This window comes from Solitalea lacus, assembly GCF_022014595.1.
GTDB lineage: Bacteria > Bacteroidota > Bacteroidia > Sphingobacteriales > Sphingobacteriaceae > Solitalea > Solitalea lacus.
In genome coordinates, this window is record NZ_CP091740.1 from 2,908,976 (window position 1) to 2,935,953 (window position 26,978).

General features: G+C 34.9%; 24 protein-coding genes. 17 read left to right on the forward strand and 7 right to left on the reverse strand.

The window, feature by feature from the left end; all coding sequences use genetic code 11:
• The first annotated feature begins 99 nt into the window (after positions 1-99).
• Both L2B55_RS12595 and L2B55_RS12600 read left to right on the forward strand, forming a co-directional pair.
• Entirely contained in the window at positions 100-459 is a 360-nt protein-coding gene (locus L2B55_RS12595; protein ID WP_237846192.1) for a cupin domain-containing protein, read from the forward strand.
• A gap of 49 nt (positions 460-508) precedes the next feature.
• The gene (locus tag L2B55_RS12600; RefSeq protein ID WP_237846195.1) at positions 509-664 is read left to right on the forward strand and encodes a lmo0937 family membrane protein; all 156 of its coding nucleotides are present in this window, start codon (positions 509-511) and stop codon (positions 662-664) included.
• A 655-nt stretch (positions 665-1,319) separates the two neighbouring features.
• Here the strand turns inward: L2B55_RS12600 and L2B55_RS12605 are convergent.
• The gene (locus tag L2B55_RS12605; protein ID WP_237846201.1) at positions 1,320-1,892 is read right to left on the reverse strand and encodes a hypothetical protein; all 573 of its coding nucleotides are present in this window, start codon (positions 1,890-1,892) and stop codon (positions 1,320-1,322) included.
• Between the two features lie 143 nt (positions 1,893-2,035).
• Here L2B55_RS12605 and L2B55_RS12610 point away from each other — a divergent pair, with 143 nt between their 5' ends.
• Positions 2,036-3,268, forward strand: a complete 1,233-nt coding sequence (locus L2B55_RS12610) for a cation:proton antiporter (RefSeq protein ID WP_237846204.1) — start codon at positions 2,036-2,038, stop codon at positions 3,266-3,268.
• A gap of 136 nt (positions 3,269-3,404) precedes the next feature.
• Positions 3,405-3,929: a helix-turn-helix domain-containing protein gene (locus tag L2B55_RS12615; protein ID WP_237846205.1), complete on the forward strand. Its 525-nt coding sequence runs from the start codon at positions 3,405-3,407 to the stop codon at positions 3,927-3,929.
• Positions 3,930-4,052: 123 nt separating this feature from the next.
• On the opposite strand, the gene pyrF is transcribed toward L2B55_RS12615, so the two are convergent.
• Positions 4,053-4,883 carry an orotidine-5'-phosphate decarboxylase gene (gene pyrF, locus L2B55_RS12620; RefSeq protein ID WP_237846207.1) on the reverse strand — a complete coding sequence of 277 codons (831 nt, stop codon included), beginning with the start codon at positions 4,881-4,883 and terminating at the stop codon, positions 4,053-4,055.
• A 335-nt stretch (positions 4,884-5,218) separates the two neighbouring features.
• On the opposite strand from pyrF, the gene rho reads away from it, so the two are divergent.
• The 3 genes from rho to purS all read left to right on the forward strand — a co-directional run bounded on the left by rho (position 5,219) and on the right by purS (position 7,972).
• A complete protein-coding gene (rho, locus tag L2B55_RS12625) occupies positions 5,219-6,880 on the forward strand; it encodes a transcription termination factor Rho (protein ID WP_237846209.1) in 1,662 nt (553 codons plus the stop codon).
• Between the two features lie 74 nt (positions 6,881-6,954).
• Positions 6,955-7,659 carry a CDP-diacylglycerol--serine O-phosphatidyltransferase gene (pssA, locus tag L2B55_RS12630; protein WP_237846211.1) on the forward strand — a complete coding sequence of 235 codons (705 nt, stop codon included), beginning with the start codon at positions 6,955-6,957 and terminating at the stop codon, positions 7,657-7,659.
• A 61-nt stretch (positions 7,660-7,720) separates the two neighbouring features.
• Positions 7,721-7,972: a phosphoribosylformylglycinamidine synthase subunit PurS gene (purS, locus tag L2B55_RS12635; protein WP_237846216.1), complete on the forward strand. Its 252-nt coding sequence runs from the start codon at positions 7,721-7,723 to the stop codon at positions 7,970-7,972.
• An 84-nt stretch (positions 7,973-8,056) separates the two neighbouring features.
• Here purS and folK read toward each other — a convergent pair whose 3' ends face one another.
• A complete protein-coding gene (gene folK, locus L2B55_RS12640) occupies positions 8,057-8,542 on the reverse strand; it encodes a 2-amino-4-hydroxy-6-hydroxymethyldihydropteridine diphosphokinase (protein WP_237846217.1) in 486 nt (161 codons plus the stop codon).
• Positions 8,543-8,690: 148 nt separating this feature from the next.
• On the opposite strand from folK, the gene sppA reads away from it, so the two are divergent.
• The 5 genes from sppA (at position 8,691) to L2B55_RS12665 (ending at position 14,275) form a co-directional block, all read left to right on the forward strand.
• The gene (sppA, locus tag L2B55_RS12645; RefSeq protein ID WP_237846220.1) at positions 8,691-10,460 is read left to right on the forward strand and encodes a signal peptide peptidase SppA; all 1,770 of its coding nucleotides are present in this window, start codon (positions 8,691-8,693) and stop codon (positions 10,458-10,460) included.
• 36 nt (positions 10,461-10,496) lie between these two features.
• Positions 10,497-10,907 (forward strand): OsmC family protein, encoded by a 411-nt coding sequence (locus L2B55_RS12650; RefSeq protein WP_237846223.1) that lies wholly within the window; start codon positions 10,497-10,499, stop codon positions 10,905-10,907.
• Between the two features lie 151 nt (positions 10,908-11,058).
• Entirely contained in the window at positions 11,059-12,741 is a 1,683-nt protein-coding gene (locus L2B55_RS12655; protein ID WP_237846226.1) for a DNA polymerase/3'-5' exonuclease PolX, read from the forward strand.
• 47 nt (positions 12,742-12,788) lie between these two features.
• A complete protein-coding gene (locus L2B55_RS12660) occupies positions 12,789-13,778 on the forward strand; it encodes a glycosyltransferase family 9 protein (RefSeq protein WP_237846229.1) in 990 nt (329 codons plus the stop codon).
• Positions 13,779-13,780: 2 nt separating this feature from the next.
• A complete protein-coding gene (locus L2B55_RS12665; RefSeq protein ID WP_237846232.1) occupies positions 13,781-14,275 on the forward strand; it encodes a SixA phosphatase family protein in 495 nt (164 codons plus the stop codon).
• Between the two features lie 61 nt (positions 14,276-14,336).
• On the opposite strand, the gene L2B55_RS12670 is transcribed toward L2B55_RS12665, so the two are convergent.
• The 4 genes from L2B55_RS12670 to L2B55_RS12685 form a co-directional block, all read right to left on the reverse strand.
• A complete protein-coding gene (locus tag L2B55_RS12670) occupies positions 14,337-15,686 on the reverse strand; it encodes an ammonium transporter (protein WP_237846233.1) in 1,350 nt (449 codons plus the stop codon).
• A gap of 784 nt (positions 15,687-16,470) precedes the next feature.
• Positions 16,471-17,094: a 16S rRNA (guanine(527)-N(7))-methyltransferase RsmG gene (gene rsmG, locus L2B55_RS12675; protein WP_237846238.1), complete on the reverse strand. Its 624-nt coding sequence runs from the start codon at positions 17,092-17,094 to the stop codon at positions 16,471-16,473.
• Positions 17,094-17,699, reverse strand: coding sequence for an RNA polymerase sigma factor (locus L2B55_RS12680; protein ID WP_237846240.1), 606 nt, complete (start codon positions 17,697-17,699; stop codon positions 17,094-17,096). Before L2B55_RS12680 ends, rsmG begins: the two co-directional genes overlap by 1 nt.
• Positions 17,690-18,817 (reverse strand): glycosyltransferase, encoded by a 1,128-nt coding sequence (locus L2B55_RS12685; RefSeq protein WP_237846242.1) that lies wholly within the window; start codon positions 18,815-18,817, stop codon positions 17,690-17,692. Before L2B55_RS12685 ends, L2B55_RS12680 begins: the two co-directional genes overlap by 10 nt.
• A 236-nt stretch (positions 18,818-19,053) precedes the next feature.
• Between L2B55_RS12685 and tgt the strand changes: the two genes are divergently transcribed.
• From tgt to L2B55_RS12710, 5 genes are all read left to right on the forward strand, one after another.
• A complete protein-coding gene (gene tgt / locus L2B55_RS12690; RefSeq protein WP_237846247.1) occupies positions 19,054-20,184 on the forward strand; it encodes a tRNA guanosine(34) transglycosylase Tgt in 1,131 nt (376 codons plus the stop codon).
• Between the two features lie 56 nt (positions 20,185-20,240).
• A complete protein-coding gene (locus L2B55_RS12695; protein ID WP_237846249.1) occupies positions 20,241-21,521 on the forward strand; it encodes a helix-turn-helix domain-containing protein in 1,281 nt (426 codons plus the stop codon).
• An 85-nt stretch (positions 21,522-21,606) separates the two neighbouring features.
• Positions 21,607-22,722, forward strand: a complete 1,116-nt coding sequence (locus tag L2B55_RS12700) for an LptF/LptG family permease (RefSeq protein WP_237846251.1) — start codon at positions 21,607-21,609, stop codon at positions 22,720-22,722.
• Entirely contained in the window at positions 22,709-23,617 is a 909-nt protein-coding gene (locus tag L2B55_RS12705; protein WP_237846253.1) for a DMT family transporter, read from the forward strand. The genes L2B55_RS12700 and L2B55_RS12705 overlap by 14 nt, the downstream gene beginning before the upstream one ends.
• A gap of 491 nt (positions 23,618-24,108) precedes the next feature.
• Complete coding sequence (locus L2B55_RS12710) at positions 24,109-26,961, forward strand: TolB family protein (RefSeq protein ID WP_237846256.1); 2,853 nt, start codon at positions 24,109-24,111, stop codon at positions 26,959-26,961.
• Positions 26,962-26,978: the final 17 nt, after the last annotated feature.

Here is a 26,978-nt window from a genome sequence, read left to right on the forward strand (position 1 = left end):
TGTAAAATACTGATATTCAGAAGTGAATTAGTTTTAGTGCGACAAGGGAGGACAAGTCAGGAAGTATATTAAGTTGAGGTAGCGCACAGCTTATGTGCAGTGAGTAAAGGAGAACAGAAGATGGACAGCGATGAAGTTGAAAAATCAAAAGCACTCATCATTGTTGAAATAATAGAGTACTTATCGAATGCGGTTGTAAGCAAAACAATCATCAAGAAGTCGACCGGCAATATTAGTGTACTTTCATTTGATACCGGCGAAATGCTGACTGAAAAAATTTCTCCATTTGATACGTTTGCACAAATAATAGAAGGCAATGCGGAAGTAATTATCGATGGTAAGTTGAACTTATTAGAGACAGGGCAATCGATTATTATACCTGCACACTCACCCAATAGTATAAAAGCAAATGAGCGCTTTAAAATGATATTAACGGTTATAAAAAGTGGCTATGAATAAATGAAAATAAATCTGTTAAACAGGATTAGCAAACTTAAAAATTAAAATTATGGGAAATTTATTGTATATACTGGCTGTACTATTAATAATAGGATGGCTAGTTGGTTTTTTTGCTTTTCATGCAGGTGGTCTCATTCACATTCTGTTAGTTATTGCTTTAGTTGCAATAATTATAAGGGTTTTGCAGGGCAAACCTGTCGTTTAATTATGAATTAATTCTGTAGGTAAGAGTTATGATGGAAGCTTAATTAATATTAATCAGTGTAGTAGTTAGTATAGTAGGATGAACTGAATGAGTATAAAAAAATTCAAGGCAGAAGATGATCAGATGAAGAAACTGCACCAATTAGTAAATGACGTCATCAAAGAAGAACACCTGATTATTAATAAACTCCAGCATCCTCCGGAGGAGCTCTTTTTCAAAAGGGCAAAAACTTTCTGATAATGTAGCACAATTTGGAGGGAGCTGGAAGTTTATTATTCGTCCTGCCACCTATAATAAGCTTAACAAGCAAAGTCAAAATCTTCTAATTTTTATTAATATTTAAAGAATATCACTTATGAGGCTGATATAAAAGGAATGACTTAAGTTGTTAAGGCTGATAAGAGATATACAAAAGTAAGGTGTCTATATAGGTACATAATAGCTCATTCTTTCATTAATTGCTTCAGTCACCCTAGATATGACTGCCAAAGGAGTAAATTACATAACCATATCAACTTTAGTTATGGTTCACACAACCACTTTAACAATTATACCATGAAACGAATCTTTCAAATTGTATTTAGTAACAGTCTAACATACAATTGATCAACCTATTATTGATTTCTGTATGATTTAATATTCTTATTATATTGAATTATCCCACAGGTTCTTTTAGCGTTGGTTGCAATGGGAAATAGTTTGGTTCAGGTGGTCTTCTAAATCTAACTTCACTGGGACCACCATCAATAATTAAATATCCTTTAGGGTCATTTGATCCGGAAGTAACGACAGTATTATCCTCAAAAACTAAAACAATTTCTTCTTTATATTCAATACGATGTTCAAATAATTGTTTTTTAGAAGTCGAATTATATGAAATTGTGTCTTTATCTAAGATTATTCTCATTCCGTCAACTATGAATGTATCATTCATAGTTTCAATACTTAATGTTTGATATCCATCAAATGCCTCTAAATAAACATAAAATTCAAATATATTATGTTGTTGTATTTCCTCAATAGATTCATCTGGGAAACGAAGTCCAATATGAATTATCTGTCCAGGACGAATATGGGAATTTCTATGTTCTGAGGTTGCCGAATAAAACTTACCATTAATCAAATAAATCACAACAGTAATTCTTAGTATATTATTCCCTTCCCACGAATACTTTTTAGAAGTATTTGGAATCCCGAATGTTAAGTAAGCAGCTTTTAGTTTAGTCATAATAAAATAAATTAGCATTTACCTTAAATTTAATCAAATTAACTGATAATCAGTAACTTATTAATTACGTCAAAGATTAAGCTTGAAAAAATAAATGATTAACTTTTAATAAAACTGTAGGTAGTTAAATCTAAAGAGATTTTATGGGTGTACTACAACTTATAACCCTGCTCATACTTGTAAGCGCAGGGATTTCCTATATCAACCAGCGCTTTATCAAGCTGCCGGGAACCATAGGCATTGTAGCAATTTCCGTAGTACTTTCTGTAATTATTGTAATTGTCGGTAAAACAAATAACGAACTCGCGGCTAAGATCAGAGCGGCCTCGGACAGCATGAATTTTTCGAGTATCCTGCTTGATGTAATGCTTGGTTTCCTACTTTTTGCCAGTGCATTGCATTTTGATTACCAAAAATTAAGGAAACAGCAATGGTCTGTTTTTGCGCTAAGCACTTTAGGTGTTCTGCTTTCAACATTGTTGTTTGGGACATTCCTATATCATCTTTCTGGCTTGTTTGGCATCAACCTCTCGCTGATCTATTGTTTTATTTTTGGCGCGCTGATTTCTCCCACTGACCCCATAGCTGTTGGGTCAATTCTAAAACGCTCTAAAATCTCGGAAAAACTGTCAACTGTTATTGCCGGGGAATCTCTTTTTAATGATGCAGTCGGATTGCTGTTGTATATACTCCTACTGGAACTGGTACATAAACCTGATGTAGTCATTAGTTTCAATACCATAGCAGGGCTGCTTATCCATGAAGTTTTGGGTGGAATAGTTATTGGGCTTGTCATTGGATATGTTGGGTATATGCTGATTAAATCAATTAAAGATTTTCAGACCATTTTGCTTATTTCCATAGCGTTAGTATTAGGCATTTCAATGCTTGCAGGTTTTTTTAATGCTTCTGTACCGCTTGCATCCGTAACAGCTGGCCTTATCATAGGCAACAATAGCTTTCATGAAGATAAAGTATCAGATGATTTCCTCTTACGAATCTGGAAACTCATAGATGAAGTACTCAATACCATCCTCTTTGCCATGATTGGCCTCCAGATGGTTGCCATGCCTTTTTTAAGGGAATATTGGATGTTAAGCATTTTTGCAATTATGATAATCCTTATTGCCAGAATTATAAGTGTGTCATTACCAGCACTCTTCCTCCTCGGGAAAATTAACTTCAACAACTTATTTATACTTAGTTGGGCAGGCCTTCGTGGTGGTATTTCTATTGCAATGGCATTATCATTACCAGATTCGCCTTACAAGGAAGGCATACTTTCGGGCTGCTACTTTATAGTGTTATTTTCTATAATTGTACAAGGATTGTCTTTAAACAAACTTATTACAGTTTTAAAAGACCGTGAAGTTTAAGTACTCAAATGATAAACAGTTTAATCCCCTAATAAAGAAATGTCTTTTGTAAATTTATATGAATTCATTAAAATGAAGAAAACGTTAATACACAGTGAAAATTCACATCAAAAATATGGTATGTATACGATGTAAAATGATATTGAAAGCCGAATTGGAAAAGCTGGGTTTGAATTATTCCCAATTGGAATTAGGTGAAGTTGAAATTAAGGGGGGCATTACTGAAGAACAACTAAAACAGCTCGACAAAGGGCTGCGAAAATATGAGCTGGAGTTGATGGATGATAAGAGGGGTATACTCATTGAGAAAATTAAAAGTGTAATTATCGAACTTGTTCATTACACCGATGAACAATTAAAAGTAAACCTATCTGACTACCTAAGCGAAAAACTTAATTACGATTATACCTATTTAGCCAACCTTTTCTCTGAAGTGCAAGGTATCACTATTGAAAAATTCTTTATAATCCATCGTATTGAAAGGGTAAAAGAATTATTGGTGTATGATGAACTGAGTCTGACTGAAATTTCCTATAAGCTGCATTTTAGTAGCGTTTCCCACCTTTCTAACCAATTTAAAAGAATCACCGGATTAACTCCTTCCTATTTTAAACAATTAAAACATAAAAGACGGGGCATAGTAGACCTTGATAATGTGTGAGCTTGTTACAAGGCGTAAAGCTAAAGGGAGAAGTTGGCCACTAACACTTATCTAATTTTCAGAAAAGTAAAAAAGCCTGAAAGCTATTCGCTCCCAGACTCTAGTACTATTTTTCTTAAAATATTAACCTAAATATTTATCTAATAAAATATCCATTTCATCTCTCAACTTTTTAGCCTCTATCCTAGCCTTCTCAGCAAAATCTTCTCCTGTTGAAGCATATATGATTCCTCTTGAAGAATTGACCAATAGGCCGCAAGTTGAGTTCATGCCAAATTGGGCAACTTCCTGCAAGCTTCCTCCTTGGGCACCAACACCTGGCACCAATAGAAAGTTATCGGGAGCAATTGCACGGATAGCTTGTAATTCACTGGCACGTGTAGCACCTACCACAAACATCAATCTTTCTGCCCCAGCCCAGGTATGTGCTCTTTTAATCACCTTTTCATATAGTTTTTCATCTCCGTTTAATGATGAAAATTGAAAATCTTTGCTGCCTTCATTAGAAGTTAAAGCAAGTAGTATTACCCATTTATTTTCAAAACCTAAAAAAGGACTTACACTATCAACACCCATATAAGGAGCTACTGTAACTGAATCAAAGTCAAACCCCGACTCTTCTTTGCTAAAAAAAGCACGAGCATACATGGCCGAAGTATTTCCAATATCACCTCTTTTGGCATCAGCAATAGTGAAAATATCTTGAGGAATCAGGTTCATGGTAGCCAGCAAATCTTGCCATCCGATCACACCTCTACTTTCATAAAATGCTGTATTGGGTTTATACGCTACACAATACTCGGCAGTCGCTTCAATAATTTGCTTATTAAACTCCACTACCGGATTGTCGTATTTCAGTAAATGTTTGGGTATTTTTGTAATATCTGTATCAAGCCCAACACACAAAAAAGATCTTTTTTTAAGAATATTTTCAAAAAGCTGTTCTTTGGTCATGCTAATTTTTTCGCAAAGTTAGGATAATTTTCATAGTACCATACATAACCAACTATCGTTCTGAAAAGTGCATATCCATTAGAATATTTGAGATTCAGTCAACTTAGCAAACCGAATAAAAAAATTAAAAACAAAACGCATAAAAAATTTGATAAATTAAATTTAATAACTACTATTGCAATGTTATCTCTTTCTAAAACTCTTTTGAGAGAAAATCAACGTAACTTTTCTTGAACATTAAATCAAAATATAATTATACTGCTATTCGCTAGTTACTAATATCTCTATTCACAACTAAATTTCTTAATACAGATTCCTAAACATTTTTTTAATTGATGTACGACATTATTGAACTGAACGACAAGCTCGTTTCGGAGCTTAGAGAGATTGCTAAAGGACTTGGAATTCCTGATTTTGACGAATTAAGGAAACAGGAGTTAATTTATCGTATCCTTGATAGTCAGGCTATTTCAAGTATCAGCACGGGCAGTTCTGATGAAGCTGAAACAGAATCGGTTCCAGATGCAGATATCGAGGGAGATGAACCAATTTTTGATGACGATTCGCTCAAAGAAGTTTCAAAACGTAAGCGCATCACTCGTAAAGTTGCCAAAGAGCCCGAAAAAGTGGTTTACGGAGGCAAAACAACGCCGACAGAACCCTTAGCCGCTATCCCAGAAAGCCCAACCACACCAACTGCACCAACTGCTCCAACTGCACCAACTGCTCCAGAAGAATCCAAAACAGATAATCGCATACAGCGCCGTCGCACTGAGCCTTCTTCTAATGATAGAGGCCCGAGACAACAGGCAGCTCAATCACAACAATCCACCCCAATTACTCGTACTAGTTTAGAATCTAATGCATTATCAACTGTTGATTTTGAAAATGTTATTGTAAACGAGGGTGTATTGGAAATTATGCCTGACGGGTATGGTTTCCTACGTTCTGCCGATTATAACTATTTAACCTCACCTGATGATATTTATGTATCTCAGTCTCAAATAAAACTATTTGGTTTAAAAACCGGCGATACCGTTAGAGGTAGTATTCGTCCACCAAAAGAAGGAGAAAAATATTTTCCTTTAGTGCGTGTTGAATCTATTAATGGTCGTGTTCCGGCTGAAGTTCGTGATCGCGTTCCATTTGATTACCTGACACCACTTTTCCCTTATGAGCGTTTAAATTTATTTACTAATACAGGCAATTACTCAACCCGTATTATGGATATGTTTACACCAATTGGTAAAGGGCAACGTGGTATGATTGTAGCACAGCCTAAAACTGGTAAAACATCATTATTAAAAGATGTTGCTAATTCAATTGCCGAAAACCATCCTGAAGTTTATCTGATTATCTTGTTAATTGATGAACGTCCGGAAGAGGTTACAGACATGGCTCGTAACGTAAAAGCTGAAGTTATTTCTTCAACTTTTGACGAACCGGCTGAACGTCATGTTAAAATTGCTAACATCGTACTTGAAAAAGCTAAACGCATGGTAGAGTGTGGTCATGATGTAGTAATCCTTCTTGACTCTATTACACGCTTAGCGCGCGCTTACAATACCGTACAGCCTGCTTCGGGCAAAATTTTATCGGGCGGTGTTGATGCCAACGCATTACACAAACCTAAACGTTTCTTCGGTGCGGCACGTAAAATAGAAAATGGAGGTTCTTTAACCATTTTAGCAACTGCCTTAATTGATACCGGATCGAAAATGGATGAGGTAATCTTTGAAGAATTTAAAGGAACCGGTAACATGGAGTTACAGTTAGATCGCAAGCTTTCTAACAAACGTATTTATCCTGCTATTGACCTTACCGCTTCAAGTACCCGTCGCGAAGATCTTTTATTAGATAAAGATATGTTGCAGCGTATCTGGATTTTACGTAATCACTTAGCCGATATGACTTCGCAAGAGGCAATGGAATTCATGCTTTCTCGCATGAAAGGCACCAAGTCAAACGAAGAATTTATGGTTTCTATGAACGGATAAAATAGCTGTGAAAATATGAGACTGGAGAAATGTTCTAAACGATCTCCTGTCTCATATTTCCAAACTATCTTTCAATGAAAAAACACATTCCTAATTTTATTACTTGCTTAAATTTATTCACTGGGTGTATTGCTGCTTATTATGCATTAAAGGCCCATGAAATAGCTGAGTTGGAAGTGGTAACCTACTTAATGTTGATTGCTGCTTTCTTTGATTTTATTGACGGATTTGTCGCAAGATTAGTAAATGCACATTCAGCTATTGGAAAAGAATTGGACTCACTAGCTGACATGGTGAGCTTTGGCTTTGTGCCGGGGGCCATTCTTTTTAGCATTTTAAATTATGCTTTAGCGCCAGAGGTAAAATACCTTGCTTTTTCAGGTTTTATTGTAACCGTATTTTCAGCACTACGATTAGCCAAGTTTAATGTTGATGAGCGTCAAGGTGATCGGTTTATAGGTGTACCTACTCCTATAAATGCCATATTTATTGGCTCATTGCCATTTATAATAGATGGATATCCGATTGTGTACTGGATTTTAGAGCATCCGCCTTACTTCATTTTCATATTAATAATTGTGCAGAGCTATCTATTAGTTTGTGAGCTGCCATTAATTGCGTTGAAATTTAAGTCGTTCGACTGGGAAGTAAATAAACTGAGGTATATTTTAATAATCTCTTCGGTGGTGTTCATCATTTTGTTTAAATTTGCCGCCGTTCCGCTGATACTATTGGTTTACATCCTATTATCGCTGATACAATATAAACTTTCATCATAATTGTTGTTGTCAAGCTGTTGGAGTTTGACGGACTACAACTTAAAAATAAAATAAAACACACATGAAATTTATCGCCGAAATTGACGTAATGCCCCTTAAAGAAATCCTTGATCCACAAGGAAAAGCTGTAACCGGAAGTATGAAAAACTTAGGTTTAAGCGAAATTCATAATGTGCGTATCGGAAAGCATGTTACGTTGGAAATTGAAGCCGAAAATGAGGCAGTGGCAAAAGAAAAAGTTGATACTGCCTGCAAAAAGTTACTTGCAAACTTAATTATGGAGCAATATCACTTCACATTGCACCAAGCATAAATAAAAATGTATCAGTAGGATTGCTACTGTACATTTCACATTAAAGATGTTAAACATACCGGTGGTAAAAATCCGGTATGTTTTTTATTTTATCTGAATCACTTCCAATCCATCCTTACATTCCAAAAGTAAGTTTGCAATAGTTTTATGAAAAACCGGATGAATAACGTCACTTGCTATTTCGTTTAAAGGAATTAATGCAAATCTTCGGTTGGGCAACTGCGGATGCGGAATAGTTAATCGCTGAGTATTAACAATTTCATTTCCAAACAACAAAATATCTATATCAATTACCCTTGCTCCCCAATGCTCTATTCGCTTGCGTCCGAGTTCTTGTTCAATTAATAATAAATCACTTAAAATAACGGAAACATCACTCTTTTTCGGATTTACCTTTATTGCCTGGTTCAAAAAATCAGGTTGATCTGTTTTACCCCATGCCGCCGTTTGAAATAACGACGAGCATTTTTCTATACCCCCAACCCTTTCATTAATAAGCTTAATTGCTTTTTCCAGATTTTCCTTACGATTTCCTAAGTTTCCTCCCAATAAGATATATAGATCGTTCATCTACCCTATTCTAAATATTAAAATATTGAGCAATTTTAATAATAATTTATTTTAGTATACTTGTGACTGATATTTTTGCACCGTAAACATCGCCCTATAAAAACTTAATTGTATTTTTATTACGCTTTTCAAAAATCAGTTTAACATTATGGCTCAATTCTTCAAATTCGTTTTTGCTTCAATGGTTGGTACTTTCATTACTCTTGTTTTAGCAGCCATACTTTTTGTTGCTATCATTATTGGAGTAGTTAATTCAGCCAGTAAGGAAAAAAACGTTCAAGTTCATGAGAACTCAATTCTAGCTTTAAATTTCGATTATGAAATTCCTGAACGTACCCCAGCCGATCCGTTTTCTGACTATAACTATAACGAAATGCAAAGTAAGAATACAGTTGGTTTAGATGATATTTTGGTAGGGATTAAAAATGCAAAAGAAGACGACAAAATTAAAGGTATTTACATCAATACAACATCGGTAGGTGCTGGTTTTGCAACTGTTGAAGAAATCAGAAACGCACTTATCGATTTTAAAAAGTCTAAAAAATTTATTGTAGCCTATAGCGAGTATTACACCCAAAAAGGATACTATTTAGCTTCAGTTGCCGATAAAGTTTATTTGAACCCTGTTGGCGAAATTGAATTTAAAGGCTTTGGAAGTCAGATTATGTTTTTGAAAGGAGCTCTTGAAAAGCTTGAAATTGAAGCTCAAGTAATTAAAGTTGGCACCTATAAAAGTGCTGTAGAGCCATTTATTTTGGATAAAATGAGTGATGCCAACAGATTACAAACCAACTCATTTCTTGGGTCGATGTACAGTCACTTTCTTTCTAAAATTGGCCAATCGCGCAATATCACGCCTGATTCATTGCGTGGAATTGCTAATCGACTATTAATTCAAAGGGCCGAAGATGCTTTAAAATTCAACCTGGCTGACGGTTTAAAATATAAAGACGAGGTTATTGATGAATTAAAAAATCGTTCAAATATCGCTGAAGATGACGACCTGAACGTGATCAGCTTAAGAAAATACAAAAGCGCTGAAACAAGCAAAACTGATTTACCATCAGATCGAATTGCTGTAGTTTACGCATCAGGGGATATTATTGGAGGTGAAGGTAATGATAACACTATTGGTTCGGAACGAATTTCAAGAGCAATACGTGAAGTACGCGAGGATAAAAAAGTTAAAGCTATTGTTTTACGTGTAAACTCTCCTGGAGGAAGCGCTTTAGCTTCAGATGTTATTTGGCGTGAGGTTGAATTAGCCAGAAAAGCTAAACCGGTTGTTGTTTCTATGGGCGATTATGCTGCCTCTGGAGGATATTATATTTCATGCGCTGCATCTAAAATTCTAGCTCAGCCTAATACGATCACAGGATCAATTGGAGTATTCGGAATTATTCCTAATGCACAAAAGTTTTTCAACAATAAATTGGGTGTTACTTTTGATGGTGTTAAAACCGGTGAATATGCCGATATGGGCAGTATAAGCCGTCCTTTAACTGAATCTGAAAGAGCAATACTTCAGGCTCAGGTGAATAATACTTATAATATTTTCACAAAAAAGGTAGCCAATGGACGTAAAAAAGGACAGCAAAGCATCGATAGTATTGGTCAGGGAAGGGTTTGGAGTGGCATTGAAGCATTACGGATTGGATTGGTGGACAAATTAGGTGGAATAAATGATGCAGTAGCAGAAGCTGCTAAATTGGCAAAACTTACTTCGTACAGAACAGTGTCTTATCCTAGCCAGAAATCCATATTTGAAAGCTTTTTTGGTAACGTAACCGATGATATTCAAACCTCACTACTTAAAAAAGAGTTGGGTGATGAGTATAAAATCTATCAAAAAATTAAACAAGTATCTCAGCTTAAAGGAATTCAAGCCCGTATGCCATTTGAATTATCAATTAATTAAAGTTGATTTTAACCTTTTAACATAACTAATTCACCCATGAAACGTACCGCAACTGCTATTTGGAAAGGCTCTGGTAAAGAAGGTCACGGAATCCTTTCAACTCAAAGTACTGTATTAGATAATACGCAATATTCATTTAATAGTCGCTTCGCCGATGGTGTAGGCACTAACCCTGAAGAATTGGTGGCAGCTGCTCATGCCGGATGCTTTAGCATGAAGTTGAGCTTTTCTTTAAATGAAGCAGGTTTTACAGCTGATGAAATTCATACTGATTGTGCAATTTCATTTGAAAATGGGGCAATCGTTGAAAGTCATTTAACTTTAAGGGCAAAAGTTCCGGGTATCAGTGCAGATAAATTTGCTGAATGCGCTGAAGACGCTGAGAAAAACTGTCCAATTTCAAAACTACTAAACACTAAGATTACATTAGAAGCTCAATTGATATAGCAACTGCGTAACAATCGAAATTTAAATAGACGACCGGAACTCCCGGTCGTTTTTCATTTGAAAACAAAAGGTTAAAACTCTCAATATAATTATAATTAGTTGTTTGGGATATAAACTGCTTTTCTTTTAGGAATTAAATTATTTTTGTGAGATGGAAAACAAAACGATCGCTCGTACCTTACGGTTGCTTTCACAATTGATGGAACTTCAGGAAGAAAACCCATTTAAAGTAAAATCAGTAGCCAATGCCGCGTTTAAAGTTGATAAGTCCCCTGTAAAAGTTTACGGTTTGAACCTTGAACAACTCGAAAAAGTTGAGGGAATTGGAAAAAGTATAGCTTTAAAAATTGATGAACTGAACCGAACCGGAGCAATTGATGAGTTGACCAAACTGCTTGCTATTACTCCAGACGGAATTATTGAAATGCTTTCAATAAAAGGTTTAGGCCCAAAAAAAATTCAGATTATATGGAAGCAACTTGGGATTGAAAATATTGTTGAGTTGTATTATGCTTGCAATGAGAATCGTTTGGTAGAAGCCAAAGGGTTTGGATTAAAAACTCAAGAAGAAATAAAGAAAGTTATAGAGTTTACCATGTCAAACATTGGTAAATTGCTATATGCACAAGCAGAAGAGCTCAATGCAACAATTGAAAAGGAACTCTTAACCTTACCGTCAGTTTCTCAAGTGGCCACAGCAGGTCAGATGGCCCGAAAATGCGACATAATAGAAACTTTCAGTTTTGTGATAGCTTCGGAGAATTCATCAACAGTTCTTAATGCGATCAATAATAATAAAAACTTTTCAGGAGCATTAATGACGGAGAATCAATGGAATGGAAAGTTTGATCATTTTTCAATAGAAATCACTTTTTCATCACCTCAGGAATTTACATGGAATAAATTTAAAGCCACCGGAAGTTCTAATCATATTCAGCACATCGAAGCGCTGGAATCAACAGATATATTAAAAAACAAGAGCAGTGAAGCCGAAATTTATCAAACGCTAAACTGGCCATATATTATTCCTGAATTGCGAGAGGAATGGAATGAAGAAAAGCTAAAATCAATTGATCATAATAATATTATAGTTCTAGAAGACCTAAAAGGTACAATTCACAACCATAGTACTTATAGCGACGGAATTCATACACTTAAGGATATGGCTCTGTATTGCAAAGAGTTAGGGTATGATTACCTGGGAATTTGTGATCACTCAAAATCTGCGTTTTACGCCAATGGCTTAACCGAAGAACGCGTTGCACAGCAACATGCCGAAATAGAAAAACTTAATCAAGAACTTGCTCCATTTAAAATATTTAAAGGTATTGAATCTGATATTTTATACGATGGTTCTTTGGATTATTCAGATGAAATACTGGATAGCTTTGACTTAGTTGTTGCTTCTGTACACTCTCAATTAAAAATGACTAAAGAAAAAGCGAATGAGCGCTTGATCAAGGCTATTGAAAATCCATATACAACTATTTTAGGACACCCTACCGGACGCTTACTTTTAGCACGAGAGGGATATCCACTGGATCATAAATTAATTATTGATGCCTGTGCTGCAAACAATGTGGTTATCGAATTAAATTCCAACCCATTGCGTTTAGATTTGGATTGGCGTTGGATTGATTATGCACTTAGCAAAAACGTTATGATATCAATCAACCCTGATGCCCATAGAAAAGAGGGTTATCATGACATGAAATACGGTGTAAATGTTGCCAGAAAAGCAGGATTGACCAAAAACCTGTGCTTCAATGCTTTATCTGCAAATGAAATTGCCCGAAAATTTGAGCAAAAAAAATCTTCTAACAAGAAAATATAATCTAACTTTCCTTAAAACCAAACCCGAGCTCATTAACAGAACTCAGCATGAATCAAAAGACCAAAATTTTAATTATACGCTTCTCTTCTATTGGTGATATAGTGTGGACCACCCCTGTAATCAGGTGTATAAAACAGCAATTACCAAATGTTGAATTACATTTTGCAGTTAAAGCTGTATTTAAAGATGTTGTGAAGGCAAATCCTTACATAGACAACCTTCATTTGCTCACCAAAGACAATCTGAATGATTTGATTAAGACTTGGAAGACTGAAGGATTTGATTATGTTATTGACCTACACAAAAATATCCGTACAACTAAAATTAAATGGAAATTAGGTGTAAAGTCATACACATACACAAAATTAAGCTTGCAACGTTTCTTTTTTACCCGTTTTCAACTGAAAGTAATGCCTGACTGGCATATTGTTGACAGGTATATGAAAACCGTTGAACCTCTAGGGGTAAAAAATGATGGTAAAGGTTTAGACTATTACTTTTTGCCTGAAGATGAAATTGCCAAAGATACATTGCCTTTGGCTTTACAAAATGGTTTCGATTGCTTTGTTATTGGTGGAAGCTCATATACTAAACTCTTACCTTTCAATAAAATGATTGAGCTATGTGATAAAATAAGCAAGCCAATTGTTTTAGTTGGAGGCAAAGAAGATTCTGAAACAGGTGATAAACTTGCAGCCTATTATCAGCAAAAAGCCTTAACCCATCCAAAAGGATCTACTCCAATTATTGTAAATTATGCGGGTAAGCTAACTATCAGTCAATCAGCATGGATGGTAAAGAATGCTGAAAGAGTTTTTGGTCATGACACCGGATTAACACATATTGGTGCTGCATTTCACGAAACCGTTTATTCAATTTGGGGCACAACCTCTCCTATTGGATTCAAGCCATATTGCAAAAATCCCGTTATATTCGAGAATAATAATTTGAACTGCCGTCCATGCTCAAAAGCAGGTAGGGATTCTTGTCCGAAGAAGCATTTCAAATGTATGACTGATATTGAATTTAATTTCTGATAATGAAGACATTATACTTGGTAAGGCATGCCAAATCTGATAAATCCTTAATCAATATAAATGATTTTGACCGTCCATTGAATGATCGGGGGTTAAAAGACGCACCGGCAATGGCTAAGATTTTATCGAAAAAAATTAAAAACCCAGATTTAATAGTCTCAAGCCCTGCATTAAGAGCGTTTACTACAGCTCAGCTTTTTGCAGAAGTGATTGACTATGATGTTGAAAGCATTCGGCTAAATCCTTCAGTATATGCTGCCAATGTTACAACTTTACTTGGTGTTATTAATTCACTTGAAGATCAGTTAAATACGGTAATAATGTTTGGGCATAATCCTGGATTAACAGACTTATTCAACTATTTAACGGACAATAATTTATTAAACTTACCAACTTGTGGTATTGTAAAAATTGATTTCGATCTGCAAAGCTGGAAACTGGTAAGTCATGGAACAGGAACTTCGACTTATATCGATTATCCTAAAAACAACAGATAAAAATGAGCTCTAATCCCAACTGGGCGTTGGGATTAGAGCTCTACCAATTTATCAATAAACCTTAAGATTGAGGTGCAAAAATATTACGACGGCTGGAATAGGTTTCATCGTGTTGACTAAGGTCAAGTCCAATCGTTTCATTCTCTTCATTTACTCTTAAGCCAATTAGCACATTCGCCAGTTTAAAAATTACCCAGGAAACGCAGAAACTATAAGCAACCACAATCACCAAGGCGATCAAATGCTTGTTAAATAACTCAAAACCACCATAAAACAATCCGTTCGCACCAGCCGGATTAATTGTTTTGTTGGCAAAAACACCTGTTAATAACATACCTACAATTCCTCCCAAACCATGGCAAGGAAAAACATCAAGCGTATCATCAATAGATGTTTTTGATTTCCAATGAACTGCAAGGTTAGAAATAATGCTTGAAAGCGCTCCAATAAATATACTTGGCGCTATCGCAATAAAACCGGCACCAGGAGTAATGGCTACTAAACCAACTACCGCCCCGATACATGCTCCCAGTGCAGAGGGTTTCCTACCTCGGGAAGCATCAAAGAAAATCCAGGTAAGTGCAGCAGAAGCGGATGATACAGCAGTAGTAGCAAATGCATACACAGCCAGCGATGATGCGGATAAGGCTGAACCAGCATTAAACCCAAACCAGCCAAACCACAACATTCCGGTTCCTAAAATTACATATGGGATATTGGCCGGAAAAATATTGTTCCCTTTCAGTAAATCTTTACGTGGTTTTAGCACTATAGCACCTGCTAAAGCAGCACAACCAGCTGAAATATGTACAACGGTACCTCCGGCAAAATCCAAAACTCCCATTTTAAACAAGAAACCTTCAGGATGCCAGGTCCAATGTGCTAAAGGAGTATATACAAATAGGCAAAACAAGATCATTACAAATAAATAACCTGCAAATTTTATACGTTCAGCCACAGCACCAACCACAATTGCAGGTGTTATAACGGCAAATTTCAACTGAAATAATGCAAAAAGAAGCAAAGGAATAGTAGGAGCTAATTTCCAAGGGCTGCCACTAAACACATTGTTAAACATAAAATATGTTTTAGGATTTCCTATAAACCCGCCCACATCATCACCAAAAGCTAAACTAAAGCCTACTACCACCCATAAAACCGTAACAACACCTAAAGCAATAAAACTTGAAAGCATCGTAGAAATAATGTTCTTTTTATTAACCATTCCACCATAAAAAAAGGCCAATCCTGGTGTCATAAAGAAAACTAGCACGGTTGAAGTCAAAATCCAGGCAATATCCGCAGGAACTATTGAAGATTTATCAGAATTATCGCCAGAAATTGGTACAAACAAACCAAAAACTGAAATTAATAACAGAATGAGTAAAAAAAAAGACCACTTTCTAGACATAAACATTAATAATTTGTATTATGTCGTAAAAATAGAATTAAATTTTAATTATAAAATAAAAATTTTCAATAAATAATACAATTAATTAAAAAATTATCAAAAAATCATAACATTTTTTAATAGTAAACTATTTAATAATTGAACTAATTTCAAGTTTTAACAGCATTTTATGAATAAAACCTAAAGAAAATTAAGATTCAAATTAATTTATAATCAAAATAAAACAACTTTTCTTCCAAAAAACCATATACTATCTTTTCCTATTCTAAAAAATCAAAAAAAAGAGCAAATTCTCATCCAATTTCTGTGATTAAGCAAGGGCGTAGCACATTTCGGTAATTATACGGTAATGCATAGGAAAATTTTCTCGGTCCGGTTTGACTTCAGAGGGAAATTCATTTGTTGATTTCAGCAGGTTAGCTCCTTACCCTACTCAGTGGCTACAATATTGATGATATTGGGGCAATTAAAATCAACCATTCTTTTGAGTAAAGTAGCAAAGGGGTATCTTAACAATTTTTAGCCGTATAAGAAATTAGATAAAGTATAAAATTCATCTATTTTATAACATTATACAAGTTCAGCCTCTTTCAACCCGATCGAAATAGATAGATTAGTAATGGCATTGACTACCTTATTGCAAATTCAGATATTTTTTATTTGGGAGGACTTTTTCGTATTAAAAATTCCGAACCGCAATAGTTTAGTAATATACAAACGGAACCTTACTATCCGGGTATAATAGTTAGTACAAGTTGATGTAATAAGGACAAGGGAAATATGTTTATGCAGATGGAATATGCAAAACATACTTAGTTTCAAAAAATTCTTCTTTAAAAAAGTCACTAATTGAATACAAAACGACCTGTCGTTTAATTTCAGCAATCTCTTCTTCCAAATCGCCCCCTTTTAAGTACAAGATGCCATTGGCCAGCTTATTTTTTGACTCTTTTAGGAATTTCCCCTTTACCCATGGATAAAAATTAGCCAAACGGGTTACGGCTCGAGATACTATAAAATCATATTGACCGTTGATTGTTTCTGCCCGCGCTTGTTCGGCTTTTACATTTTTTAAGCCTAATGCTTTAGCCACTTCAGTAACAACTTTTATTTTTTTTCCAATGGAGTCAACCAAATGGAAAGATACATCAGGAAATAAAATTGCCAAAGGAATGCCTGGGAACCCGCCTCCAGTACCTATATCTAGTATCTTTGACCCTGGAGCAAATGTTATAACCTTGCCAATGGCTAATGAGTGTAATACATGTCGCTCGTAGAGTTCCTCAATATCCTTCCGTGAGACCACATTTATTTTATCATTCCACTCAGCATATAAAGAATAAAGCTGGGCAAACTGCTCTTTTTGGGTATCGGTAAGGTTAGGAAAATAATTGAGAATGGTATCCACTAAATATTATGTTTGGTATTTCTAAGTGTATTATATAGCAAATCACGAGCACGTAACAACTGCGCCTTTACAGTTCCTAAAGGTAAATCGAGCTCCCTCGCTATTTCTTCATATGAGTATTCTTCAAAATAACGCAAGATAACCAATCTTTTGTAGCGAGGAGGCAAACCTTCAACAACTGTTTTTAACAATGCGGCTTTTTGTTTGCGTATTATGCTTTCCTCAGGAGTTGGAGTATATCCAGCAACGTCAAAACTTTTACCCGAGTCTTCGTCATCATCCATTGGTTCATCAATAGACAAAGTTGCAATACGTTTCTTTTTCAGAAAATCGATACAATTGTTTGTTGCGATCTTAAATAACCAGGTACTAAATGCAAAGGTTGGCTGGTATTTATCAAGATTTCGAAATGCTTTGGCAAATGTTTCAATGGTAAGATCGTTAGCATCTTCTTTATTATTTACCATTTTGAGTAACATAAAGTAGATGGAATCTCTATAGCGTGACATTAAGGAGCCGTATGCTTTCTGGTCCCCTTCAATTGCTTGCTTAACAAGGTTTAAATCGTTAACAGCATTACTTGAAAAGTTCGGGTTTACTTCCATCGTACTTTACTTGCTGCAGGTTTAACCAAAGTCATTAACACTAGGTATAGGTTATAAATAAAATCGTACAAAAATGAAAAGAACCATAAATCAGGTACTTGAAGTTTTTGCATTGCTTTTTTATAGGTAATAGTTAAGAATATTAAATATAATACAAATATACCTAGTATTATTTGATAATTAACTTGCAAAATTAAACTTGCAATTACAACGCCATAAAAAACAACGGTAGCAAGCGTTCTGATTGAAAGCATTATTTTGTGATAGGGTTTGTAATACTTTCCTACACTCATGTGGCGGCGTTTTTGTCTCCAGAAATCAGTAAAGCTTTCTTTGGGCTCACTTAACATTGTTGCTTCTTCTGATATTTCAATACGTGTATTGACTGCATTGGCATGAGCATTTACAAACAGGTCATCATCACCCGATAAGAGATGCATATGACTAGCAAATCCTTTATTTCTGAAAAATAAATCCTTACGGTATGATAAATTTCGACCTACCCCCATATAAGGTTTTCCTGCCAAAGCAAAAGAAAAGTAGTTAAGTGCCGTCATAAAGGTTTCAAACCGAATGAACTTATTTAGAAAACCGGATTTACGGACATATGGAGAATACCCCAATACGATTTCTGTTTGGCCATTATAGTTTTCCATCATTTTTGCAATCCAACGGTTGCTTAATGGTAAACAATCTGCATCGGTTAATAAAAGCAGATCATACTTAGATGCTTTAATTCCTAAGGTAAGGGCAAATTTTTTACCGTGTTTGTACTTATCATTTTCCTCAAGGTGAACAATACGTAAGTTTTCATATTTAGAAGTCATTTCTTCTAAAATATCTATTGAACTATCGTACGAACAATCGTTAACGACAACAACCTCAAACTCCGGGTAATCCTGCTCTAAAATGGCTGGCAATTTTGCCTGCAAGTTTTCTGCTTCGTTTCGGGCACAAATAATAATACTTACCGGTTCATTTTTAGTTATCCCAGGTTGATGTTCTTTCGTAAAGGCAAATTTATTGTATAACAAAAAAAGATAACCGCAATTAACTAAGAATGCAACTCCCAGTACAGATAGCAGCGTAATTGCTAATGGCGTAAATTCTATTGGCATGGTTCGAAAAAAATTAAGGCAAAGAAAACATTTTTAATCTACTATTCGTGTAGTGTTGATAAAATAATAGTGTGAAATTCCCAAATTAGAAGTTCCTATATTTGCAGGTTTATATAGAGCCCGCACAACAAATGTTTTTGAATGGCCGTGAACACATTGCGGGTTCCTTGCCTTTTTTCAGGCAGTGATTACGGTCAGAAAAAAATATTACTTTCAGTAAAAAGCTTAAAGCATTCATGAAGTTTGATTTAGTAGCAACCGATAACGCCTCCAGCGCCCGGGCAGGGTTAATGCAAACCGACCACGGAACGATAGAAACCCCGATTTTTATGCCGGTAGGGACTGCAGGGACGGTTAAAGCGGTTCATCAGCGCGAATTAAAAGAAGATATTGAAGCGCAAATTATCTTAGGTAATACCTATCATTTATACCTCCGACCAGGATTAGACACAATTCAAAAAGCGGGCGGTATTCATAAATTTAATGGCTGGGAAAGGCCAATTTTAACAGATAGTGGTGGATACCAGGTTTATTCCCTGGCCGATATTCGTAAAATAAAAGAACACGGAGCTACCTTTCAATCCCATATCGATGGGTCAAAACATTTATTTACCCCCGAAAATGTAATGGATATACAAAGGGTAATTGGCGCCGATATCATTATGGCATTTGATGAGTGTACTCCATATCCTTGTGATTATTCTTACGCCCGTAAATCCATGGAGATGACTCACCGTTGGTTAAAGCGCTGTTGCGAACGATTTGATACCACAGAGGGTTTGTATGGATATAATCAGACATTATTCCCAATTGTACAAGGCAGTACATATAAAGATCTTCGTATACGTTCTGCCGAAACCATTGCCTCTTTTGAGCGCGAAGGAAATGCTATCGGTGGATTATCGGTAGGTGAACCGGCTCCTGAAATGTACGAGATGACAGAAATAGTGTGTAACATCTTACCAAAAGCTAAACCCCGATATCTAATGGGTGTAGGTACTCCTATGAATATTTTGGAGTGTATAGCATTGGGCATTGATATGTTTGATTGTGTTATGCCGACAAGAAATGCTCGTAATGGAATGTTGTTTACAAAGCATGGTATCATCAACATTAAAAATGAGAAGTGGAAAAACGACTTTTCTCCAATTGATGAAACCAGTGACTTGTATGCCGATCAGGTGTATACCAAAGCCTATTTAAGACACTTATTACAATCAAAAGAGATTTTAGGGGCCCAAATTGCCTCGTTGCATAATTTGCATTTTTATTTATGGTTGGTTAAGGAAGCTCGTATGCATATTATTCAAGGAGATTTTATTCAATGGAAGAATAAAATGGTTGTTGATATGGCAAAAAGATTATAAATTTGAATATTCATTTATTGAATCAATGTGATTTTCAATATTTGAATATTCAAATTATGTATACAGATTTTGATTATAGTCATTTAAGAGTTACTAGGGAGCAACTAGGATTAACTCAAAAAGAGGCCGCTAACGCCTCAGGAATAAGCCAAAGGGATATTTCGCAGCTCGAATCGGGGCTTAAGAAGTTTTTTCCTTTGGCTTATATTCTTTTTTTGAATCACAATGGTGTAAATTTGAATATTCTATTTTCGAATACTTTGAATATTCAAAATTTGATAACAAATCGATTGGGACGTATTCGCTCCATCGACCCTGAAACTATTCAATTTAATTACTCCGTATTCAAAATAGCCAGAGAAAAGGTTGGATTAACTCAAAAACAAGCCTCTGAACGCTCAGGACTGTCACAACGCGATATATCTCAACTAGAAGCAGGGTTAAAGAAATTTATTCCCTATCAGTTTATTCAATATCTAATGAATATTAAAGCTGATTTAAACCAGGTTTTCAGCTATTCACCACCAGAGCCTAAAAATGGTATAAGTACTCCTATTCAACCAAATTTACAGCCTAAAAACCCCGAATTTTCAGTAAAAAACAAAACCCCTGAGAATCGCATATTTGAAACACAACTGACCATTGATACGGAATATTCAAAAGACAATGCCTCTGAAATTTCACCTGAATTATCTCTTAAAGTAGACCATATAACTAATCATTCAAACAATGAGTTAAATGATCAATTATCGATTGATAAAAATGAACCTGTAAGTGCGGTTCCGGCAAAAGAAGTTATACCGAATCTTCCGCAGCCTAAGATGGTAACAAAGGAAAAAATCAAGTTGGAGCCAGGCATCCCTTTGATAAAAAAACTGAATACGAAGAATTACATTGAGCTATGCGCTGATGAAGATTTTCTCAATAACTTACCTTCTATAAAACTCCATGATTTGGAAAACGGAATATTCAGAGCATTTGAAGTGAGCGGAAGAGAAATGGAACCTCTGTTTTATGAGGGAGATATTGCTGTCGGCTTTAAGGTTGATGAATTTGAATCAATGAAAAACAATGGACTGTATATTTTGGTAAATAATAAACGTATCATTTTACGCAGAATCATCAATTGTATTAAAGCTTCAAATGAACTTATCTTACTTACCGATAATGAAACAATTGCTAATGAAATATTGAAGATAAATGAACTAAAAGAAGTGTGGGAGTTTCAGCTTAAAATAACTTCTTCTGTTGATCAGCTGAAGAACAGTTTTAATGAGTTATATTTTCAATTAATGAAGATTCAAAAAGATTTGGAAGTAATAAAAAGTAAGTTATAACGTATTGAAGTTTTAATACTGAAAAGCTGATTTGCATTTCCGTATTTACTCTTAAATTTGCCAGTTGCTAAAATTTTGACTGCATTTGAAAAGTTTAATACAAAAGTTTAAGAAACTACTGAATATCACTCAACTGGATGAGTTTATCATCAAAAAGTTTTTAACCACCTTTTTCTTTGGGTTGGCCATTTTCGTGATTATCATCGTAATTTTTGATATTTCTGAAAAACTGGATGATTTCCTGAAAAGTACGGCAACGATGAAAGAAATCGCCATTGACTATTATTGCAATTTCATTTTGTTTTATGTGAGTATGCTCAGCCCTCTTGTTATTTTCCTGGCTGTTATTTTCTTTACTGCAAAAATGGCTAACAACACTGAAATTGTACCCATTTTGAGCAGTGGCATAAGTTATATTCGTTTTTTGTACCCTTACTTTGTTGCTGCCACGTTTTTAGCTGTTTTAAGCTTTGTGGCTAATGCTTACATAATACCGCCATCAACTCGCAACAAGCTAAACTTTGAACAAAAGTATATTATTAAAAAAACGGAATACAAAGGTCAAAACCGCCACTTTAAAATTGATGAAGGTAATTTTGCCTACATACAAAGCTATGATTCAAAGGATAATAGTGGCTATAAATTCACTCTTGAGAAGTTTAAAGGTGATTCGCTTTATTACAAATTGGTTGCCAACCGTATTGCCTGGGATACAGTAAAGAAAGTATGGAGAATTGAGAATTATTCCATCAGATATACCAATGGGTTGAAGGAACGCATGGAAAGTGGTGAGAAAATGTTCCTAAAGCTTAGTCTGAATCCTCAAGACCTAGAAAAACAAGATGATGAACGAGGGGCCTTAACCCTACCTCAGTTAAATAAACAAATTAAAGTGGAAAAATTACGTGGCACCGGGAATGTCTCTTCTTATGAAATGGACAGATGGCGCATTATTACCACTCCCATTTCCATTTTCATATTGGTTTTAATAGCCGTTACCCTATCTTCAAAAAAAGTTCGTGGTGGTGTTGGTTTACCTTTAGGAATCGGGATCGGGTGCTCATTCGCTTATATAGTTTTGATGCAATTTGCAGTCATCTTTTCAACCAAGGGTGGGTTACCAACATATATCGCTGCCTGGATTCCGCACATTGTATTTGGTTCATTAGCTATTTATCTTTATAAAATTGCTCCTAAGTAACAATTTATTCAAGCTCCATTTAACTGTAATTGTTTGGGGTTTTACTGCCATTTTGGGCAAACTGATTACAGTTTCGGCACTTTCATTAGTTTGGTACCGTGTAATTATTGCTGCTATAGCACTTTTTATTTTCTTGAAATTCAAAAAGAGCAGCCTCAGAGTTTCAAAAAGAGATTTATTTCAATTAATCGGCATAGGTTTGCTTGTTACTCTTCACTGGGTATTCTTCTTTCATTCCATCAAAATATCTACTGTATCAGTTGCTCTGGTCTGTCTTTCTTCACAAACTTTATTTACAGGTATTTTAGAACCATTATTTATGAAAACCCGGATATCTAAACTTGATGTCCTTGTAGGAATACTCATTGTAATTGGAATTACCTGTATTTTTCATTTTGAAGGTCAGTATACTTTGGGTATTATTATTGGTTTAGCCGCTTCTGTGCTGGCTTGTCTTTTCAATATTTTAAATGCAAAAATGGTTAAACGTGAAGATCCTGTTTTAATCAGCTTTTATGAACTTGCAGGTGGATGGGTGGCGTTAACAATCTTTTTGGCATTAACCGGCCATTTCAACTTCGCTCAGAATTTAGTTTTAACCTCTTCAGATATATTTTACCTACTTACTTTGGGTATTATTTGTACTGCAGTAGCTTATGTTGTTGGAATTGCCGTAATGAAAGAATTAACAGCCTACACAGTTGCATTAGTTACCAACCTTGAACCTGTTTACGGAGTAATTTTAGCTTTACTCATTTTTAAAGACAGTGAAAAAATGACTACAGGGTTTTATGTGGGAGCTCTAATTGTTGTTGCCTCAGTTGCTCTTTATCCTATGCTTAAACGAAAAAGTGAAGCCTACAAAAAGCAACGCTTCGAAGCAAGCTCAAAATAACCTGCGCTCAAAATTATAAATCCCTTTCTTTACCAATGAAGTCTAAGTCTCACAAGTTGATTTAGGTTTCTCTATTTATTTAGGAATACTAATTCTCTAGTCCCCCCTTTGTTAAAACATTGATTACAAAAAGAGCTTCATTAGCCTAATAAACTTCAAATCTCATTTTAATATTTCCTCCCCGTCTGCAAAATGAAACAAACCAAAAAGACTCCTTAGATTTTGTTTGTACTATTAAGCCCCCATCTTTCCTTAAAACTCCTCAATCATTAGATCTTATTTATCATCCTAAACTGTAGCAATAATTCTTAAATAGAAAAGTACATTTCTTACATCAGCATAAATCCATTATTTTAGGGCGACAGAAGTGAATATTTAAGCTTTATTTTTTAACATAAAAATCAATAAATCAGATAATTCACAATAACATTTAAACTATTAATTAATATAAAATCCATCCAGAATCTAATTATTTTAGCATAACCTTAAAAATGAGGCACTTACAAAAGTTTAAATTATTGTATATCAGTATATTTATATCAGTTATTTTAACAATTAATTCATATTCAATTTTTGCACAAGTATTTAACAATGGTCAAAACCCTCCCTCTTTAAAATGGCAACAAATTAATACCGAAAATTATCAGGTTATCTTTCCTACCGGATTGGAAAAAGAAGCCGAACGAACAGCCAATGTTTTGGAGCACCTGTACAACTACGTTGGGAAATCATTAAAAACTAAAAGCAGAAAAATTTCAATTATCCTGCAAAATCAATCGACTGTTTCAAATGGTTTTGTCACCCTGGCTCCCCGTCATTCAGAGTTTTATACAACTCCTCCTCAAGATTTAGAACCTAACAATTGGATCAACAGCTTGGCTATTCATGAGCTAAGACATGTGGTTCAAATTGACAAAACAACTTCTGGAATTAATATTCCCCTAATCGAAGAAATTCAGTTTGCTTTATTTGGAGGGGTTTTTCCAATTTGGTTTATAGAGGGTGATGCAGTAGTTACAGAGACTGCTTTAACAAGTTCAGGCAGAGGGCGCTTACCTGATTGGGAAAAAGAATTTAGAGGCAATGTACTTTCGGGTAAAAATTATAGCTATTCAAAGCATTACTTCGGCTCATTAAAAGATAACATCCCCGATTATTATCACTTAGGATACTATATGGCAGCAAAAATGAGAAGAGATTATAGCGATTCTGTTTTCAATTCCATTTTTACGCGTGCCAAGAATAAGTTTTATATACCGTGGCCTTTTTCAAACTCCCTGAAGCATCATACAGGTTTTAATACCAATCAGTTTTATTATCAAACAGTAAAAGAACTCGGTAACAAATGGGAAAATCAGCTCAATTCAACTCAAAGTGTTAATTATTCAACTATCAACAAACGAAAAAACGACGTCGCAACTGATTATTTTTTACCCAAAGCACTAAATGAAAATGAAATTGTGTGTATAAAAAAAGGTCTGGCCGATGTGAGCACGTTCTTTAAAATCGACATAAAAACTGGAAAAGAAACATCCATTTTGACAATGGGTCCTCAATTAAGCCCGCATTTCGACCTTAAACAAAATATTTTGATTTGGGACGAAATAAGGTTTGATCCGCGATATCAATATAGAAACTACTCCGTTATATGCACTTACAATTTAAAAACAAAAGAGTTTAAGCAGCTGACAAAAAAATCAAAGTACTTCTCACCCTCGCTTTCAGCCGATGGAAAAACCGTTGTTTGCGTGCAGGTGACAGAAAACAATCAATTCAATTTGGTAATTCTTGACAGGGAAACTGGTAATATTATAAAGACAATAGACAACCCGAAAAACTATTTTTTACAGACTCCAGCATTTAACGCTGATGGTAATATGATTGCTTATGCAGTTTCTGATAATCATGGTAGAAATTTAGCTGTTTATGATCTTTCCCAATTAAAAGAAACTCTTTTGCTGGATTGGAATTTTAAACAATCCTTAAGGCCCTCCTTTTATCAAAACCAGCTTTTTTATCATTCTTCCTATACAGGAATTGACAACATTTTTAAACTTGATTTGGCATCTAAAAGTATAAAACAGCTTACATATAGCTCATCAGGAGCATATAATGCTACTGTTGACTTGTTGTACAAACGATTATTATTCAACAATTTCAGTTACAGGGGACAAGATATTTCATTAATCCCTTTAGACAAAGGCAATATAATTGAGGTTAAAGAGACACCATCCGCATTTATAAATTATTATCAGCCTATAGTTGCCCGAGAACATGGCAAGTCAGTTTTAGATAGTTTCCCGAACAATAGCTATAAAATTTCGACTTATAAAGAAGGCCTACATTTAATTAACTTTCACAGTTTGAGTCCTTATGCTATGAGTGGAGATAACGACAACTATACGGCTGGAATTAGCCTTAAATCGAACAACTTATTAAATACGATGTCAGTAACGCTTGGTTATACGTATGATAATTCAGTAAAGTCAGGGGAATACAATGCATCCATTGCTTATAAAAAATATTATCCAATTTTTAGTTTAAATTACACAAACCGAAAAAGAGTAGCGGTTTTCGATTCGGTTATTAACCAACAAACCTTTTATAGGCAATTTAATTTCAGAGAAAACAGAGCTGACTTAAGCATTACGGTCCCGCTAAGCTTTTACAAAGCCAATTTTAATTACAGCATTGGTTTAACATCAAAACTAAGCTACATTTCAAGATATAATATTGAAAACGGTCCACAAGACTTTATAAAAGAGATAAAGTTTCCGATAGATAATACACTTTATTTTTATCGTACCTCCAGAAGTAGTGCGAGGGATATTAACCCTAAATGGGGCCAGCAGATAAGCCTAAGATATAATTCATTTCCATTGGATGACAATTTAGATGGTTCAATTTTCACATTGGAAAGTACATTTCTATTTCCAGGAATAATCAAGCATCACTCCTTTTTGGTTTCCTTTAATTATCAAAACAATACCGGCGTTTTTCGCAACGCAATTGAAATTCCTCAAGCATCAGGAGCTTCTTATTTTAACCGAACGGCTCCTTTAGAAAATTCGCTTTTATTCAGGTATCGTTTCCCTCTTTTTTACCCTGATTGGGAATTAGGTCGTTTTGCTTATATCAAACGTTTTAAAGGCGGTTTATTTACTGATTTTGAAAACATTAACAATGCAGGAGAATTAAAATCTTACGGGCTGGAATTACGGGCGGATTGTAATTTATTACGTTTCTATCTGCCACAATTTGACATCGGGACTAAAATGATTCTTTTTGCAAATAAAAGTATTCAATCACCGGCTTTTGAACTTATTTTCAATTTTAGTTTATAAAACTTTGTTTAATCGCA

Bases quoted from the DNA above. Each gene is read 5' to 3' on its own strand.
- L2B55_RS12600 (WP_237846195.1), top strand. From the start codon at position 509: ATGGGAAATTTATTGTATATACTGGCTGTACTATTAATAATAGGATGG.
- L2B55_RS12605 (WP_237846201.1), bottom strand. From the start codon at position 1,892: ATGACTAAACTAAAAGCTGCTTACTTAACATTCGGGATTCCAAATACT.
- L2B55_RS12610 (WP_237846204.1), top strand. From the start codon at position 2,036: ATGGGTGTACTACAACTTATAACCCTGCTCATACTTGTAAGCGCAGGG.
- L2B55_RS12615 (WP_237846205.1), top strand. From the start codon at position 3,405: ATGATATTGAAAGCCGAATTGGAAAAGCTGGGTTTGAATTATTCCCAA.
- pyrF (WP_237846207.1), bottom strand. From the start codon at position 4,883: ATGACCAAAGAACAGCTTTTTGAAAATATTCTTAAAAAAAGATCTTTT.
- rho (WP_237846209.1), top strand. From the start codon at position 5,219: ATGTACGACATTATTGAACTGAACGACAAGCTCGTTTCGGAGCTTAGA.
- pssA (WP_237846211.1), top strand. From the start codon at position 6,955: ATGAAAAAACACATTCCTAATTTTATTACTTGCTTAAATTTATTCACT.
- purS (WP_237846216.1), top strand. From the start codon at position 7,721: ATGAAATTTATCGCCGAAATTGACGTAATGCCCCTTAAAGAAATCCTT.
- folK (WP_237846217.1), bottom strand. From the start codon at position 8,542: ATGAACGATCTATATATCTTATTGGGAGGAAACTTAGGAAATCGTAAG.
- sppA (WP_237846220.1), top strand. From the start codon at position 8,691: ATGGCTCAATTCTTCAAATTCGTTTTTGCTTCAATGGTTGGTACTTTC.
- L2B55_RS12650 (WP_237846223.1), top strand. From the start codon at position 10,497: ATGAAACGTACCGCAACTGCTATTTGGAAAGGCTCTGGTAAAGAAGGT.
- L2B55_RS12655 (WP_237846226.1), top strand. From the start codon at position 11,059: ATGGAAAACAAAACGATCGCTCGTACCTTACGGTTGCTTTCACAATTG.
- L2B55_RS12660 (WP_237846229.1), top strand. From the start codon at position 12,789: ATGAATCAAAAGACCAAAATTTTAATTATACGCTTCTCTTCTATTGGT.
- L2B55_RS12665 (WP_237846232.1), top strand. From the start codon at position 13,781: ATGAAGACATTATACTTGGTAAGGCATGCCAAATCTGATAAATCCTTA.
- L2B55_RS12670 (WP_237846233.1), bottom strand. From the start codon at position 15,686: ATGTCTAGAAAGTGGTCTTTTTTTTTACTCATTCTGTTATTAATTTCA.
- L2B55_RS12680 (WP_237846240.1), bottom strand. From the start codon at position 17,699: ATGGAAGTAAACCCGAACTTTTCAAGTAATGCTGTTAACGATTTAAAC.
- L2B55_RS12685 (WP_237846242.1), bottom strand. From the start codon at position 18,817: ATGCCAATAGAATTTACGCCATTAGCAATTACGCTGCTATCTGTACTG.
- tgt (WP_237846247.1), top strand. From the start codon at position 19,054: ATGAAGTTTGATTTAGTAGCAACCGATAACGCCTCCAGCGCCCGGGCA.
- L2B55_RS12695 (WP_237846249.1), top strand. From the start codon at position 20,241: ATGTATACAGATTTTGATTATAGTCATTTAAGAGTTACTAGGGAGCAA.
- L2B55_RS12710 (WP_237846256.1), top strand. From the start codon at position 24,109: ATGAGGCACTTACAAAAGTTTAAATTATTGTATATCAGTATATTTATA.